The following is a 15,917-nucleotide window of genomic DNA, read 5'->3' on the forward strand; positions in this document are numbered from 1 at the left end:
AGGATCGGGAATTTGAACAAGTCGTCCGTGTCCATCGTCGTTACGTTAAGTTTGCTGGGAACCTTGCTTACCTCCCAAGCGGGATTTGCCGCAACGGATAAGCAAAAGCAGCTGGAGCAGCAGCTGAAGGATGTGCAGCGTCAGAAGGCGGAAGCAGAGAAAAATGCCGCAAACGCTAAGGCGCAAGCAGAAAAGCTGGAGCAGCAGGAGCAGCAGAATATGGCTGAGCTCAACACGATTATGAGTCAGATCGATTCCGTGAACCTGGAGCTGAATAAGCTGAAGGAAAAAGAAACCGTGATTCAGGCGGCAAAGACGGAAAACGAAAAGCAGCTTGCCGAAGCTGAGGAAAGAATGGCCTCGCGCGATCAAATCCTGCGTTCCCGTGTACGTTTAATGTATATGAGCGGCACCGTGTCCTACGCGGAGGTGCTCCTAAGCTCAACGAGCTTTACGGATTTCCTCGACCGGATGAATGCGCTGAAGGCCATTGTGAATCAGGATAAGGAAATTCTTGATGCCAACAAGCGTGACCGTGATCTGAAGGCGGAGAAGCAGGAGCAAATCGCCCTACAGGCGGCGGAGCTCAATCAGCTGATTGCGGAGCGGAATGCAACCAAAGCAAGCCTGACGGTCAAAGAAAAGGAGAAGGAAGTCAAGATCGCCAGTCTCTCGAAGCAAAAGCGTGAATTTGCCGAGATTAGTGAAGACGAAGTGAAGGCGCAGGTGAAGCTCGCTTCCCAAGAGTCTGTCATTCTTCGGAGAATTGCCGAAGAGAAGGCGGCTAACACAGCTAAAGCGAAGGGGGAGGCCCCGAAGCCGGTCTTTTCTTACAGCGGCGGTAAGTTCGGCTATCCGCTCGAGCGAGTCGTCAATATGTCTTCCGACTTCGGGGGACGGAAGGATCCGATTACCGGCAAAGGCGCTTCGCACAGCGGGATCGACCTTCCTTCACCGGCAGGTACTGACATCCTGGCGGCCGAGGCCGGAGTGGTAATTGTGGCCTCCTGGTGGAGCGGATACGGAAATACCGTTATAATAGATCATGGCAAGGGCGTTTGGACTTTGTATGGCCATATACGCAATGATGGGATTGTCGTTGAGAAGGGCGATGTCGTTAAGCGCGGACAGAAGATCGCCGAGGTAGGCTCTACCGGGCGCTCGACGGGCAACCATTTGCACTTCGAGGTTCGTATCAATGAGGAGCCGGTTGATCCAAAGCCGTACCTGCGATAATCCGCTGACGTTCATATTTTACCAAGGCTTGTCATACACTACACAGACAAGTCTTTTTTTATCAGCCAGCAGCAAAGGCGGTGTAACGAGGAATTATGAATTTTAAAGGACGTACGGTAGTGGCTTTCATTTTGTTGTCCATGTTTGCAAGCAGCATCATGACCTTAACGATCGTGCAGCCGTCGATGCTTTCGGCCCTCGGCAAGAATGGCGAGGTGTCCGCTTCGGTGAAGTCGGGGCTGACCACGAAGGACATCAACAAGCTGGCGACTACGTATCAGCTGATCGAAAGCAAGTTTCTTAGTGAGGTGGACCACGAGAAAGTCATGACCGGAGCGATCAACGGCATGCTCTCGGCGTTGGATGATCCGTTCACCGTGTACATGGACCAGAAGGAAGCGCAGCAATTTGATGAGAACATCACCTCCTCGTTCCAAGGCATTGGGGCCGAGGTCAGCTCCGAGGATGGCAAGGTGGTTATCGTAGCGCCGATCAAGGGCTCTCCCGCGGAGAAGGCAGGACTACATGCCAATGACGTCATCCTTTCCGTGAATGGCGAGAAGCTGGATGGCTTAACTCTGAATCAGGCGATTATGAAAATTCGCGGGCCCAAAGGGACCCAAGCGAAGATCGAGATTGCACGGTCCGGCGTACCGGATCCGATCGAGGTCATTGTCGTTCGCGACGATATCGATGTGGAGACCGTGCATGCGGAGATGCTGCAGGGCAATATCGGGAAAATCGAAATTCGCCAATTTTCCAGTAACACTTCCAAGCGTTTCGCAGAAGAACTCAAGCTTCTCGAGGGCAAGGGCATGAAGGGCTTGATTATCGACGTGCGCAACGATCCGGGCGGTTTGTTGTCCTCGGTTGTGGAGATTGTGGAGCCTTTCGTACCGAAAGGGAAAAGCATCGTGCAGATCGAGAACCGCAAAGGCGAGAAGGAAGCGACGCCGTCAAACGGAACGGGTAAGCCATATCCGGTATCGGTGCTTATCAATAAAGGCAGCGCAAGCGCATCGGAAATCCTGGCAGGCGCGCTCAAGGATTCGGCCGGCGGTAAGCTGATCGGGGAAAATACGTTCGGAAAAGGGACGGTTCAAGTTACCTTCGAGAAGGAAATGGGAGACGGCAGCAACATCAAAATGACCGTTTACAAGTGGCTGACGCCAAACGGCACTTGGATCCATAAGAAGGGTATCGCACCTGATCTTCCGGTAGAGCAGCCGGCATTCTTCAAGGTTGCTCCTCTCACGAAGAAAGCGACGCTGAAGCAGGATATGAACAGCGAGGACGTGAAGAACCTTCAGATCATGCTTCAAGGTCTGGGCCTGAATCCGGATCGGACCGACGGGTACTTCAGTGAGAAAACGGCACAAGCGGTCAAGTCGTTCCAGCGGATGCACAGCCTTCCGGTGAACGGCGAGGTGGACGTGGAGACGGCCAATAAGCTGGAAAAAGCGATCGTAGGAGAAATCCGGGATCCGAAGAATGACCTGCAGCTCAAGGCGGCAGTGCAATACATGCAGAGCGTCATCAAATAATGTCGATATCTGGGAAGTTGCTTGCTTAAGCAGGAAATAAAATTCCGGTGTCGAATGAATAAAGAAGGTGGGCCTGAGGTTCAGGGCTCAGCCTTCTTTTTTTGTACCAATAATCTGTTCTATCGAAGAGGAGCGGCTTATGATCGTGGTAACGGAATTGGCCTACCGGTTTGTGCAGGCTTTGCTGCAGCTATTGACGCATCCTTTTTATTACATTGGCATTTTGTTCATCATTTTGCAGTATCGGAGGCATATAGCCTTCGAGCGCAAGCTTTTTTCCACGAAGCTCCATTCCTTGCTCCCGGAAACCTGGAGAACAGTGCTTTGGGGCTGGATCGGAGGCCTGATGGCCTCGGTGCTCATGGCGCTGGTAGGGGCGACGATTCAGGCGGAAGCGGTGATCCTTCTCTGGATTTTGTCGCTGCTGCTTATTTTCATCCGCGTCCGGTACTTATGCTGGGCTTATGCCTTCGGCGTGATCGGTGTGCTTCAAGTGGCGTTTAAGACCCTTCCCGGTCTGAAGGAGATGGAGGCACTCCAATGGCTTAGCGGTCCGCTGCTCGAGCTGAGTATACCGGCTATGCTGGCGCTGGTGGCGATATTGCATTTCGTCGAGGCGATCTATGTAAGGCGGCAAGGGACACGGCTGGGAATGCCTTTGTTTTTCGAGAGTAAGCGGGGGAAAATCGTCGGCGGATATCATCTGCAAGGCTTCTGGCCGATGGCCCTATTCCTGATTGTCCCGCTGGAGGGCGGCGGTGGAGCTTCCTTGCCCTGGACCCCGCTGCTTGGCGGAGATTTGTGGAGCGGCGGCTGGACGATCATCGGCTTTCCGGTTATGATCGGCTTTACGGAGATGACGATGTCGAGACTGCCGCAGGATAAAGTGAAGATCAGCTCGAAGCTCTTAATGGGGTATGCTTTGGTGCTGCTGGGCTTTGCTTATCTGGCTCATCTGTGGCCGGCATTGACGCTCTTGGGGGCGCTGCTCAGTATCGGGCTGCACGAGGCGATCATTCTGTACAGCCGCTGGGAGGAAACGAATCGCACTCCTTACTACGTGCACAGCTCTAAGGGCTTGAGGATTCTGGGCATACTGCCGGGAAGCGCGGCGGAGGAGCTGGAGCTTCATGTGGGTGAAGTGCTTCACAAGGTCAATGGAGTGCCTGTGCGGACGAAGGATGAGCTTCATCAGGCGATGCAGCTGAATCCGGCGTTCTGTAAGCTGGAGGTGTTGAATCTGGCGGGGGAGAGCAAGTTTGTGAAGCGGGCGATCTTCTCGGACGAGCACCATCAGCTGGGAATTTTGCTGGCTCCGGATCAGAACGCACCATTCTATGCCGAGGAGCAGCAGAACTCGATCTTAGCGTATTTCAGCCGCAAGCTGTCAGGACTGTTAAGCAATCGCTCGGGTCCCGGCTCAACAGGCACGAAGTCACTGTAAAAAAAGCTGTCCCGCGCTTCTTCCCAGCGCACCGGACAGCTTTTGTGTTTGTTCAGCGGGAGGCTTCCCGAAGGACGACAATTTCAACGCGGCGGTTTTTGGCTCGGTTCTCGGGACTGCTGTTCTCCACGACCGGCCGCGTATCGGCGAAGGAGGTCGAAATGAACTGCTTCGGCGAGAGCCCGGCGGTATCGACAAAATAGCGAAGAACCGACAGGGAGCGTGCCTGCGACAGGCCCCAGTTATCGCGGAACGGGGAACCGGTGGCAACAGGTACGTCATCCGTATGACCCTCGATGCTGATCGTAGCGTCGGTCAGGGTAGGAAACAGGCTGGCGAGCTGTTCGAGCACCGGATTTGCGCCTGGCTTCAGATCCGCCTTGCCGAGGTCGAACAGGAACAAATCGTTCAAGGTGACCGCAACACCGCGCTGCGTATTGGCTGCAGAGACCTGCGTCTGCAGGTTGTTCTTATCGATATATTGCTGAACCTGCTGAAGCAGATCGGCCAGCTCCTTATCCTTTTTCTCACGCAAATCCTTCTCGCCCTGGTCTTCCTTCTTCGTCTCCTCGGCCGGCTTGGAAGGAGAAGGAGCGGAGCCCTGGATGCCCTCGCCCATAGGGATAATCGATTCTGCCTTCGCGAACTCCATATGCAAGGATCGCGCCAAAGCTTCATACTTGGCGACATCGATTTTACTCATGGCATACATGATGATGAAGAAAATGAGCACCAGCGTAATGAAATCGGCATAGCTGAGCAGCCAGCGCTCGTGGTTCGCATGACCTTCTTGCCGTCTTCTTCTATTCCTGGCCACGCGCTTCACCTTCATTCTGTTTCCGACTGCCCGGCTGATGGATGAAGGAAGTCAGCTTCTTTTTGATCAGCGCAGGGTTCTCTCCGGCTTGCAGGGCAAGAATGCCCTCCAGCATCAGCTCCATCTCGTCCAGCTGCTGGCTGCTGCGGACCTTGATTTTACTGGCGATGGGGAGAAAAATCAGGTTCGCGGATGCGACACCGTATAAGGTAGCGGAGAAGGCGACGGCGATGGCCGGTCCCAGGCTGCCCGGGTCCGAGAGATTGCCAAGCACGTGAATCAGCCCCATTACCGTTCCGATAATCCCCATCGTAGGAGCGTAGCCCCCCGCGGCTTCGAAGATTTTGGCCCAGCCCTCGTGACGGTGGGAGAGCGAGTCCATCTCCAGCTCCAATATTTGGCGGGTCAGCTCCGGGTCCGTCCCATCGACGACCATCACCATGCCTTCGCTGAGAAAAGGATTCGGGTGTTCATGTGCGCGCTGTTCCAAGGCAAGAACGCCCTCTCTTCGGGCAACGGTAGACATATCGATGATTTCTTCAATGATAGCCTCAGGATTTTGCTCCGAGGATGCGAACGCCATTTTGAGCGCTTTTCCCAGCTCCTTCAGCTGCGACCGCGGAAAGCTGACCACCACCGCTCCGATCGTCCCGCCGAAAATAATAAGCAAAGCGCTTGGCACAAATAGCGCGGATATGTGACCGCCGTCCCATAAGTAACCTCCGATCAAGGCTCCTGCCCCGATAAGTAAACCAAGCACCGTTATGAAATCCACATCAGCCACATCCTAACATTTTTCTAATAAATAGCCTGAATAAGGCATCGAAGGAAACGTTTCCTCATTTGCATCCATGTTCGAAAAAAGGTATAATATATGGGAACAAATATTCCTATAACATCCAGATCTTATGTATAGGTACGTTGAACAACGTCAAACAACTATGAATGATGCATATATATTATCGGTTGCAGGGCTATGAATTTGAATAGAACAGGAATGTTTTGGAAAAGAAGAGGTGAATTTAGTGAATGAAGTGGTGGTAAGCGACCGAAAGTTTGAACTGATTTCCGACTACACGCCTCAGGGGGATCAGCCGCAGGCTATTGAGAAGCTGCTGCAATCGATCCAGTCCGGGAACAGGTATCAGACGTTGCTCGGGGCTACGGGAACGGGGAAGACGTTTACAGCTGCTCAGGTGATTGCGCAGCTCAATCGTCCTACCTTGCTGATTGCGCACAATAAGACGCTCGCCGCACAGCTGTGCAGCGAGCTCAAGGAGTTTTTTCCGAACAATGCCGTCGAATATTTCGTCAGTTACTATGACTACTATCAGCCGGAGGCATACATCCCGTCCTCGGACACGTTTATAGAGAAGGACTCGAGCATCAACGACGAGATCGATAAGCTGCGGCACTCGGCGACCAGCGCCTTGTTCGAACGGCGTGACGTCATTATCGTCGCAAGCGTCTCCTGCATTTACGGTCTCGGTTCCCCTATGGAGTACCGGGATTTGGTCGTGTCGTTCCGGGTAGGAATGGAGCGTTCGCGCAACGAGATTCTGCATCGCTTGATTGATATTCAGTATCAACGCAATGACATGAATTTCGTGCGGGGCACATTCCGGGTCCGTGGAGATGTCGTGGAAATCTTCCCTGCATCTCACAGCGAGCATGCCGTGCGGATCGAGCTGTTCGGAGACGAGATTGAGCGGATCACCGAGATTGATGTGCTCACAGGCGAGATTCTGGGCGAACGCGATCATATCGCAATCTTCCCTGCGTCCCACTTCGTAACGCATGAGGATACGATGAAGCGCGCCCTCGTCAACATCGAGCGGGAGCTGGAGGAGCGTCTGGCCGAGCTGCGGGAGAACGGCAAGCTGCTGGAGGCGCAGCGGCTGGAGCAGCGGACGCGCTATGACATTGAGATGATGCAGGAGATGGGCTTCTGCTCGGGGATCGAGAACTACTCCGGACCGCTGACCTTCCGGGAGCGCGGCGCGACGCCTTATACGCTGCTGGATTATTTCCCGGATGACATGCTGATCGTGATCGACGAGTCGCACGTGACACTGCCGCAAATTCGCGCCATGTACAACGGGGACAGGGCTCGTAAGGAAGTACTGGTCGAGCACGGCTTCCGCCTGCCCTCGGCACTGGATAACCGTCCCCTCCGTTTCGAGGAATTCGAGGAAAAGGCGGGACAGCTGCTGTTTATCTCCGCGACTCCGGGACCTTATGAACTGGAGCATTGTCCTCAGATGGTCGAGCAGATCATCCGTCCTACCGGCTTGATTGATCCGATTATTGAGGTGCGGCCGACGAAGGGACAGATCGACGATCTCCTTGGTGAGATTCATGACCGCATCAAGAAGGATGAACGTGTGCTCGTTACGACGCTGACGAAGAAGATGGCGGAGGATTTGACGGATTACTTGAAGGAAGTCGGCATCAAGGTCAAGTACCTTCACTCCGATATCAAGACGCTGGAGCGGATGCAGATTTTGCGTGAGCTTCGGCTTGGCGTGTTCCATGTTCTCATCGGAATCAACCTGCTGAGGGAGGGCCTTGACCTTCCGGAGGTATCGCTTGTCTCCATCCTGGACGCCGATAAGGAAGGCTTCCTCCGGGCGGAGCGGTCCCTCATACAGACGATCGGACGTGCCGCAAGGAATGCCAACGGCCGGGTCATCATGTACGGGGATAGGGTGACGGATTCCATGGATAAGGCGATCCGGGAGACGAACCGCCGCCGCGAAATCCAGCTGGCCTACAATGAAAAACACGGCATTACGCCTCAGACTATACAGAAGAAGATTAGAGACGTCATCGAGGCTACGAAAGTGGCGGAAGAGAAGGCCGATTACTTGGCGGACGTGAAGACGAAGATGTCCAAGAAGGATCGGATGTCGCTCATTGAGCGGATGGAGCAAGAGATGAAGGAAGCAGCCAAGAGCCTGCAGTTCGAACGCGCCGCGGAGCTCCGCGATGCGATTCTCGAGCTGAGGGCAGAGCTGTAAGGAGAAGCGTCTCCAGGAAGGACGGGAAGGGATTCACGTGGCAAGAGATAACATTATTATCAAAGGCGCAAGAGCGCACAATTTGAAAAATATCGACGTCACGATACCGCGCGACAAGTTCGTCGTGCTTACCGGGCTTAGCGGCTCGGGGAAATCGTCGCTAGCCTTCGATACGATCTACGCTGAGGGGCAGCGCAGATACGTCGAGTCGCTGTCCGCGTACGCGCGGCAGTTCCTCGGCCAGATGGACAAGCCTGACGTCGATTCGATCGAGGGCTTATCGCCTGCGATCTCCATCGACCAGAAGACGACGAGCCGCAACCCGCGCTCAACCGTAGGAACGGTAACGGAAATATACGATTATTTACGTCTGCTCTTCGCACGTGTCGGCCGGCCGCACTGTCCGCAGCACGGTATCGAGATAACGTCCCAAACCGTCGAACAGATGGTAGACCGTATCATGGAGTATCCGGAGCGGACGCGTTTGCAGATTCTCGCGCCGATCGTCTCCGGACGGAAGGGTGAGCACTCCAAGCTGTTGGCCGACATCCAGAAGCAGGGCTTCGTTCGTGTACGCGTGAACGGCGAAACGATGGACCTGTCGGATAAGATCGAGCTGGAGAAGAACAAGAAGCACAACATCGAAGTGGTTGTCGACCGGATCGTAGTGAAGGATGATGTGCAGACTCGCCTTGCCGACTCGCTGGAGACGGCACTGAAGCTGGCGGAAGGCCGGGTCATTGTAGATGTAATGGATAAAGAAGAGCTCCTCTTCAGCCAGAACCTCGCCTGCCCGGAATGCGGCTTCAGCATCGAGGAGCTGGCACCGCGGATGTTTTCCTTCAACAGTCCGTTCGGCGCGTGTCCGGATTGCGACGGTTTGGGGCAGAAGATGATTGTCGACCAAGATCTTCTGGTACCGAATCCGTCCTTGTCCATCGAGGAGGGAGCCTTTGAGGCATGGGCCGGCAGCACATCCAACTATTATCCGCAGTTCCTGTCCTCCGTTTGTGAGCATTACGGCATACCGCAGAACGTTCCGGTATCCGAGCTGACGAAGGAGCAGATGAGCAAGCTGTTGAACGGTACGGGCGGAGAGAAGATCCGTTTTAAATACGAGAACGAGTTCGGCCAAAAGAAAGATGCGATGGTTGCGTTCGAAGGGATTATTAATAACTTGGAGAGACGTTATCGCGAGACGTTCTCCGACGGGATCCGCGAGCACATCGAGTCATATATGAGCGCGAAGCCATGCGGCAAATGCAAAGGCGCGCGGCTGAAGCCGGAATCGCTGGCGGTAACCGTCAATTCCAAAAATATAGCTCACGTCACGTCGCTTTCCATCGGAGAAGCGCATGACTGGTTCGATTCCTTGGAGCTGACAGATCGGGAGCTGCAGATTGCCCACCTGATCTTGAAGGAGATTAAATCACGCTTGGGCTTCCTGGTGAATGTAGGGCTGGATTACTTGACCATGCATCGCGCCGCAGGCACCTTATCCGGCGGAGAGGCGCAGCGAATTCGTCTGGCCACGCAAATCGGATCCAGCCTGATGGGCGTACTCTATATCCTTGATGAGCCGAGTATCGGGTTGCATCAGCGGGATAACGACCGTCTGATCAAAACCCTGGAGCATATGCGGGATCTCGGCAACACGCTGATCGTGGTAGAGCACGATGAGGATACGATGATGGCCGCGGATTATATTATTGATATTGGTCCCGGTGCGGGGATTCATGGCGGGCAGGTCATTGCGCAGGGAACGCCGGCGGAAATCATGGAGGATCCGAAATCTTTAACGGGGCAGTATTTGAGCGGACGTAAGTTTATTCCGGTGGCAGCCGAACGACGCAAGCCGAACGGAAAGTGGCTGGAGGTCCGAGGCGCCAAGGAGAACAACCTGCGCGGAGTAAACGTTAAGTTCCCGTTAGGCGTATTCGCTTGCGTGACCGGGGTTTCGGGATCGGGCAAGAGTACGTTGATCAACGAGATCCTGTATAAGACGCTGGCCAAGGAACTGAACGGTGCGAAGGTTCGTCCTGGCGAGTACAAGGAATTCAAGGGCTTGGAGCACGTCGAAAAGGTCATTGATATCGACCAGTCGCCGATCGGCCGTACTCCGCGTTCGAATCCGGCCACCTATACAGGCGTATTCGATGATATTCGCGATGTATACTCGGCAACGAACGAAGCGAAGGTGCGAGGCTACAAGAAGGGCCGGTTCAGCTTTAACGTCAAGGGCGGACGCTGCGAAGCCTGCCGCGGGGACGGCATCATTAAGATCGAGATGCACTTCCTGCCGGATGTATACGTGCCCTGTGAGGTCTGTAAGGGCAAGAGATACAACCGTGAAACCTTGGAGATTAAATACAAGGGCAAGAGCATAGCGGACGTGCTGGAGATGACGATTGAGGATGCAACGGAGTTCTTTAAGAACATCCCGAGAATTCATCGGAAGCTGCAAACCCTGATGGATGTAGGGCTTAGCTATATGAATCTGGGGCAGCCGGCTACGACCTTGTCCGGCGGCGAAGCACAGCGTGTAAAGCTTGCAGCAGAGCTGTACCGTCGTAGTACGGGCAAGACGATTTATATTCTAGACGAGCCGACTACCGGCTTGCATATCGACGATATTGACCGACTGTTGAAGGTGCTTCATCGCTTGGTGGAGAACGGCGACTCCGTTCTGGTCATTGAACACAACCTCGATGTAATCAAGACAGCCGACTACATTGTCGATCTGGGGCCTGACGGCGGCAGCCGTGGTGGTACGATCGTCGCCACCGGTACTCCGGAAGATGTGGTAAAGGTGGAGGGCTCCTATACAGGCAAGTACTTGAAGCCGATTTTGGAGCGGGATAAGGCACGTTCGGCCGATTATGCCAAACGGTTGAAGGAAATGGAAGATGCGGCAGTCTAGCTGCATAAATATAGAACAGCAGGAGAAAGCCCTGAACCGGTGAAGATGTGTGGTTCAGGGCTTTTTCGATACTGGGGGGCTAGGCTATGGTAGCAAAACAGACTTTCACTTGGCAGGACCACGAGGGGCGGTCGATTTATGTTTACAGCTGGCTGCCCGAACCGGGTCAACCGATAAGAGGCATGGTTCAGGTAGCCCACGGTATGGTGGAGACCGCCGCAAGGTATGAGCGGTTCGCACAAGCGCTAGTAAAGGCTGGCTATGGGGTGTATGCGAATGATCATCTTGGTCATGGACGTACGGCAAATTCTGAGGAAGAGCTCGGACATCTCCCGAAGGATGCTTTCCGTCAAATGGTTAGTAATGTAGCCGGCATAACAAGCCTTATCCATGATCGTCACCCGGGGCTTCCTGTATTTCTTTTAGGTCACAGCATGGGCTCGATGCTGGCGAAGCATTACATGGTTCGGTATGCGAGCAAAGTCAGGGGAGTCCTGCTTTCCGGGGTCAAGGCAGAGCAGGGGCCGGAGCTGGATATCGGGATAGCCATAGCAAGGGGGATCATGAGGTTGAAAGGAGAACGCCATCGCAGCAAGCTGCTCGACCATCTCGCGTTTGGTCCCTACAATAGGCGAATAACATCGCGAAGAACGAAATTTGATTGGCTGACGAGGGATTCCTCTGAAGTAGACTACTATTTACAGGATCCGCATTGCGGGGGAGTACCTACGGCGCGCTTCTTTTATGAGCTTTTCAAGGGGTTAAAGGAATCGTACCGGAAGGATCGGCTGCAGCAAATCCCAAAGGATCTGCCTATCTTTTTGTTCTCAGGGGACGATGATCCGGTAGGTAACTACGGGAAGGGGGTCAAGAAGCTGGCGGCGATGCTCCGGCTCATGGGCTTTAGGGACATCGAGATGAAGCTGTATCCCCGCGGAAGACATGAAATGTTGAATGAAATCAACCGGGATGAAGTAACCGCCGATGTCATCGACTGGCTACAAAGACATAGCTAATAACGAAAAAGCCGAAGTACATCGGATAAGATGTACCTCGGCTTTTTTAAAAGAATTAGGATGCAGCAACAGCAAGAACGGAAGTAAGCTTATCTTGGAATGCGGACACACCCACACGGTTCACGAACTGATTAAACGTTTCTTCAGGGCTGCGGTTCTCTTTATAGAACAAGATCAGCTGCTCCAGAACAGGACCGACATCGTCGCCCTTCACACGTCCTTTAATGACTTGGTTGAACTGAGCGCCAGGCCCGAGAATACCGCCTACAGCGATATCGAATGCGTCGACCATACCTTCCGGCGTTTTCACAAGAGCACCCTGCAGACCGATGTCAGCAATATGCTTTTGTCCGCAAGCGTTCGGACAGCCGATAAAATGAATGCGAATCTCTTCATCCAGCTCCAGCTTGGAATCGAGGTATTCCGCTACGCGGACCGCTCTTTCCTTCGTCTCTACAACTGCAAGGTTACAGAATTCATTCCCTGTGCAGGAAACGGTACGGCTCATAAAATGCTTCGGATTCGGAGTGATGCGCTCAAGCACCTTCTCAGCAAGCACCTTATCCACGTTCTCGTCCTTCACGCCGGAAATGATGATGTTCTGGGAAACAGTTGTACGCAGCTTGCCTTCGCCGTACTGGTCAGCAATGCGAGCGAGCTCAATCAGCTCATCACCGCTCAAACGACCTACAGGCAAGCTAAGACCGATATAATTCAAACCTTCTTGCTTTTGCGGATGAACGCCGTCGAAATAGGCGGCCTTCCAGCCAATGACGCCTTCTTCGCCGCGGGACGGCATATCGCCGATCAGCTCGACCAGCTTCTCCTTGAACTTCTCCGCGCCCCAATCGGCAACAAGGAACTTCAGACGCGCGTGATGGCGCTTCTCGCGGTACCCGTAGTCACGATAGATGGTTGTAACGCCCGTTGCTACCTTCAGCACTTCGCCCGGTGTCACGAACATATCAAGCTGCTGAGCCAAATGAGGCTTCGCGGATAAGCCGCCGCCCACCCATACATGGAAACCGACGACTTCTTGACCGTCAATCACCTTAGTAGCTGGTGTGAAGGCAAGACATTGGATTTCCGCATGACCGGAGTTATAAATATTAGAAGAAATGGACATTTTATATTTACGTGGAAGGTTAGAGAAATCACGGTTCATCAGGAAGAAGTCGTTAACTTCATTCACCAGATCCGTCGTATCCATCAGCTCGTCCTTGTCGATACCGGCAAGAGGGTTCCCGACAACCGTACGAGGGCAATCGCCGCATGCTTCGAAGGAGTATAAGCCGACCTTCTCCAGACGGTTGAAAATATCCGGCATGTTCTCAATGCGCAGCCAGTGGAACTGAATGGCCTGGCGTGTGGTTACGTCCACCAGGTTGCGGCCGTAATCCTTGGCAATCTCAGCCATAGCGCGGGCTTGATCCGAAGTCATGATCCCGGAGTTGATGCGTACGCGCATCATGAAATGGCCGTCTTTCGGCTTTTGCTCGTATACGCCGGCCCACTTAAAGCGGTTCATGTCGTCCTCCGTAATGGAGTCATAACCTTCGTGAGCATACTTTTCAATGATCGTGCGGATGACGTCCAGTCCGTCCTTTTCCAGCTTGACAAACTCGAACTTATTTAACTTGGACGGGTCTTTCGTCCAAACGGCTTCGTATGCCATGTTGTAGTGCCTCCCTAATTCCGATAAGCTTAATATGAAATATCTACATTATAGTACCACTTTTGGGGCTAGGCGTAAATCGCCAGGGGGATACAACCTATAATGTTTTGTTATACAAATTAGCGATTTTCGTTATACTTGCAATTCCTTCCCGGCAAACGTGACAAACTTGTTACGATTGGGCAAACCCCTTGCACTTCCAATCGTCACAGGCTAAGATAGAAATTAAGTATTTTTCGTATATTGAAGGAGGTCTCTCCAATGTTTTTGGCTGAAGGAGCAGCTGCAGCTAGCAAATTTACCGGGTTTGACCCGTTTGTAATTTTGTTTACATTGATCATTGCGATTGGTGTATTCCGCTTGCTGAAGGCGCCGAAGAAGAACCCGTTTGCGATCGGCTTCGGTTTGGTAAGCTTGCTCGTGTTCATGTTCGTGACAGTCGTCATGATCAAGGGCTGGGTTAGCTAAGCGTATCGTTTACTTATGGGGGACAAAAAGAAGCCCTGACCTTACGAATGTAAAGTCAGGGCTTTTTCGCGTGCGGGCTACACCCACCACATTTCGCCGAGCGGTTCCTTGATCAATACCTGCTGCAGGTTCTGAACCGCCTTCGTGAAGCCTTCGTCGACGGACATCAATCCGTCCTCGTGCTCGATACTGACAACGTAGTCGTAACCGACAAGACGCAGTGCGCTGATGATGTCAGCCCAGGTCTTGAGGTCATGGCCGTAGCCCACCGTGCGGAACTGCCAAGCACGATCAAGCATGTTGGTGTATGGCTGCATATCGGTTACGCCGTAGCGATTCACGTTAATCGGATCGATCGTCGTATCCTTCGCATGGAAGTGATGGATGGCGCCGGCTCGGCCCAGAATTTGCACAGCCTGAACCGGATCGATCCCCTGCCACCACATATGGCTTGGGTCTAGGTTCGCGCCGATCACTTCGCCGGCTGCTTCACGCAGACGCAGTAGTGTAGCCGGAGTATGTACGGAGAAGCCGCCATGAAGCTCCAAGCCGAATTTCACACCGCGGTCGGATGCATACTTACCGGTTTCCTTCCAGTAAGGAATGACCTTCTGATCCCACTGCCAAGCGAGAATTTCTTGGAATTCCGGAGGCCATGGAGCCACAGGCCAGTTGGGGTACTTGGCGTCTTCAGAGTCTCCCGGACAGCCGGAGAACGTGTTGACAACCGGCACGCCGAGGCGCTGAGCCAAGTCTACCGTTTTAATAATCGTCTCATGGTATTCCTTCGCAATATGTTTTTGAGGGTGCAGAGGGTTACCGTGGCAGCTGAGTGCACTGATGGTAAGTCCGCGGGATTCTACAGCCTTCTGGAACGCTTTCAGCTTGCCTTCGTCGGAAAGGAGAACGTCAGGATTGCAGTGTGCGTTGCCCGGCCAGGCACCGGTGCCGATTTCAACAGCATCAAGGCCCTTGGATGCGATGTAATCCAGTGCTTCTTCGAAAGGCTTTTGCTGGAACAAGACAGTGAAAACGCCTAACTTCATAAGACACCTCCATAAGGGTTCATAAAATGTACGCGTGTACAGTAGAGATACACTTCAACGACGGCTTTTCTAACACGCATCAAACCAAATTATAGCATTACTTACACGCATCTCAAAGTATGAGTTTCGGACAACCATCGACATGTTGTACGATGGTAAATTAAAAAAAGATCTTTCGACATAACCTCTCGACACCGTTCCTGTTTCTTTTCGATACGCATCGTATACAATAAGTTTGTTAATCGGAAATATGTGGTAAACTTTTTAAAGAGAGGGCGGATCGAATTGAATCTAAGGGAGACTCATATTGTTGAAACGGTATCCGGCAGTTGGCTTCGCTTTCCGAACAGCTTTAAAAAGTTACATTGTCTGGTTGAACTCACGAGCCAGATCTCACTCAACATTAACATCAAGTCGGGCAGCGTTCAGGTACATAAGAGGGATGCGAACAATGTGTACCAACCTATCGGGGAGCTATTCATCTCCTCATCAGGCAATCAGCTTCAGTGCTCGGTTTCATCACACGGCTATGCCGACCGAATGGAAATGTTGATGGATAAGTCGGACGCGAGTTAGAAGGGGACTCCATTCCACAGAAAAGGCAGCACTTCGGTTGTATTTTAAGCCGGGGAGGCTGCTTTTTTAATGGACGGGAAGCAGGGTCCAGGCGATGTGTTGGAAGCTTATCCCCATGGCTCAGTACGAATGGTTACAGGGGGGATGAAACGAAT

11 protein-coding genes are annotated in these 15,917 nt (G+C 53.1%); 7 read left to right on the forward strand and 4 right to left on the reverse strand.

All coding sequences use genetic code 11. The features are described from left to right. Nucleotides 1-12: 12 nt before the first annotated feature. The 3 genes from RAC89_RS12770 to RAC89_RS12780 all read left to right on the forward strand — a co-directional run bounded on the left by RAC89_RS12770 (nucleotide 13) and on the right by RAC89_RS12780 (nucleotide 4,224). Entirely contained in the window at nucleotides 13-1,236 is a 1,224-nt protein-coding gene (locus tag RAC89_RS12770) for a murein hydrolase activator EnvC family protein (protein ID WP_306613914.1), read from the forward strand. 95 nt (nucleotides 1,237-1,331) lie between these two features. Beyond that, the gene (locus tag RAC89_RS12775; protein ID WP_306613916.1) at nucleotides 1,332-2,780 is read left to right on the forward strand and encodes a S41 family peptidase; all 1,449 of its coding nucleotides are present in this window, start codon (nucleotides 1,332-1,334) and stop codon (nucleotides 2,778-2,780) included. Nucleotides 2,781-2,919: 139 nt separating this feature from the next. Beyond that, a complete protein-coding gene (locus tag RAC89_RS12780) occupies nucleotides 2,920-4,224 on the forward strand; it encodes a PDZ domain-containing protein (protein ID WP_306613917.1) in 1,305 nt (434 codons plus the stop codon). A 52-nt stretch (nucleotides 4,225-4,276) separates the two neighbouring features. On the opposite strand, the gene RAC89_RS12785 is transcribed toward RAC89_RS12780, so the two are convergent. Next, entirely contained in the window at nucleotides 4,277-5,041 is a 765-nt protein-coding gene (locus RAC89_RS12785; RefSeq protein ID WP_306613919.1) for a flagellar motor protein MotB, read from the reverse strand. Further along, nucleotides 5,028-5,816: a flagellar motor protein gene (locus RAC89_RS12790; protein WP_306613920.1), complete on the reverse strand. Its 789-nt coding sequence runs from the start codon at nucleotides 5,814-5,816 to the stop codon at nucleotides 5,028-5,030. The genes RAC89_RS12785 and RAC89_RS12790 overlap by 14 nt, the downstream gene beginning before the upstream one ends. Nucleotides 5,817-6,066: 250 nt before the next feature. Between RAC89_RS12790 and uvrB the strand changes: the two genes are divergently transcribed. The 3 genes from uvrB (at nucleotide 6,067) to RAC89_RS12805 (ending at nucleotide 11,997) form a co-directional block, all read left to right on the forward strand. Continuing rightward, nucleotides 6,067-8,061: an excinuclease ABC subunit UvrB gene (uvrB, locus tag RAC89_RS12795; RefSeq protein ID WP_306613921.1), complete on the forward strand. Its 1,995-nt coding sequence runs from the start codon at nucleotides 6,067-6,069 to the stop codon at nucleotides 8,059-8,061. Between the two features lie 37 nt (nucleotides 8,062-8,098). Further along, a complete protein-coding gene (gene uvrA, locus RAC89_RS12800; protein ID WP_306613922.1) occupies nucleotides 8,099-10,981 on the forward strand; it encodes an excinuclease ABC subunit UvrA in 2,883 nt (960 codons plus the stop codon). 86 nt (nucleotides 10,982-11,067) lie between these two features. Further along, entirely contained in the window at nucleotides 11,068-11,997 is a 930-nt protein-coding gene (locus RAC89_RS12805; RefSeq protein ID WP_306613923.1) for an alpha/beta hydrolase, read from the forward strand. A 55-nt stretch (nucleotides 11,998-12,052) separates the two neighbouring features. Here the strand turns inward: RAC89_RS12805 and RAC89_RS12810 are convergent, their stop codons facing one another. Further along, nucleotides 12,053-13,672 carry a nitrite/sulfite reductase gene (locus RAC89_RS12810; RefSeq protein ID WP_306613925.1) on the reverse strand — a complete coding sequence of 540 codons (1,620 nt, stop codon included), beginning with the start codon at nucleotides 13,670-13,672 and terminating at the stop codon, nucleotides 12,053-12,055. Between the two features lie 261 nt (nucleotides 13,673-13,933). Here RAC89_RS12810 and RAC89_RS12815 point away from each other — a divergent pair, with 261 nt between their 5' ends. Beyond that, entirely contained in the window at nucleotides 13,934-14,140 is a 207-nt protein-coding gene (locus RAC89_RS12815) for a DUF2759 family protein (RefSeq protein WP_306613926.1), read from the forward strand. 77 nt (nucleotides 14,141-14,217) lie between these two features. On the opposite strand, the gene RAC89_RS12820 is transcribed toward RAC89_RS12815, so the two are convergent. After that, nucleotides 14,218-15,186: a sugar phosphate isomerase/epimerase family protein gene (locus tag RAC89_RS12820; protein ID WP_284643338.1), complete on the reverse strand. Its 969-nt coding sequence runs from the start codon at nucleotides 15,184-15,186 to the stop codon at nucleotides 14,218-14,220. Nucleotides 15,187-15,917 lie beyond the last annotated feature (731 nt).

The sequence above is a fragment of the Paenibacillus sp. GD4 genome, from assembly GCF_030846225.1.
Classification (GTDB): domain Bacteria; phylum Bacillota; class Bacilli; order Paenibacillales; family NBRC-103111; genus Paenibacillus_G; species Paenibacillus_G silviterrae.

Excerpts from the sequence above, each read along its gene's own strand:
- RAC89_RS12775 (WP_306613916.1), top strand. The coding sequence starts at position 1,332 with ATGAATTTTAAAGGACGTACGGTAGTGGCTTTCATTTTGTTGTCCATG.
- RAC89_RS12820 (WP_284643338.1), bottom strand. The coding sequence starts at position 15,186 with ATGAAGTTAGGCGTTTTCACTGTCTTGTTCCAGCAAAAGCCTTTCGAA.
- RAC89_RS12780 (WP_306613917.1), top strand. The coding sequence starts at position 2,920 with ATGATCGTGGTAACGGAATTGGCCTACCGGTTTGTGCAGGCTTTGCTG.
- RAC89_RS12815 (WP_306613926.1), top strand. The coding sequence starts at position 13,934 with ATGTTTTTGGCTGAAGGAGCAGCTGCAGCTAGCAAATTTACCGGGTTT.
- RAC89_RS12805 (WP_306613923.1), top strand. The coding sequence starts at position 11,068 with ATGGTAGCAAAACAGACTTTCACTTGGCAGGACCACGAGGGGCGGTCG.
- RAC89_RS12810 (WP_306613925.1), bottom strand. The coding sequence starts at position 13,672 with ATGGCATACGAAGCCGTTTGGACGAAAGACCCGTCCAAGTTAAATAAG.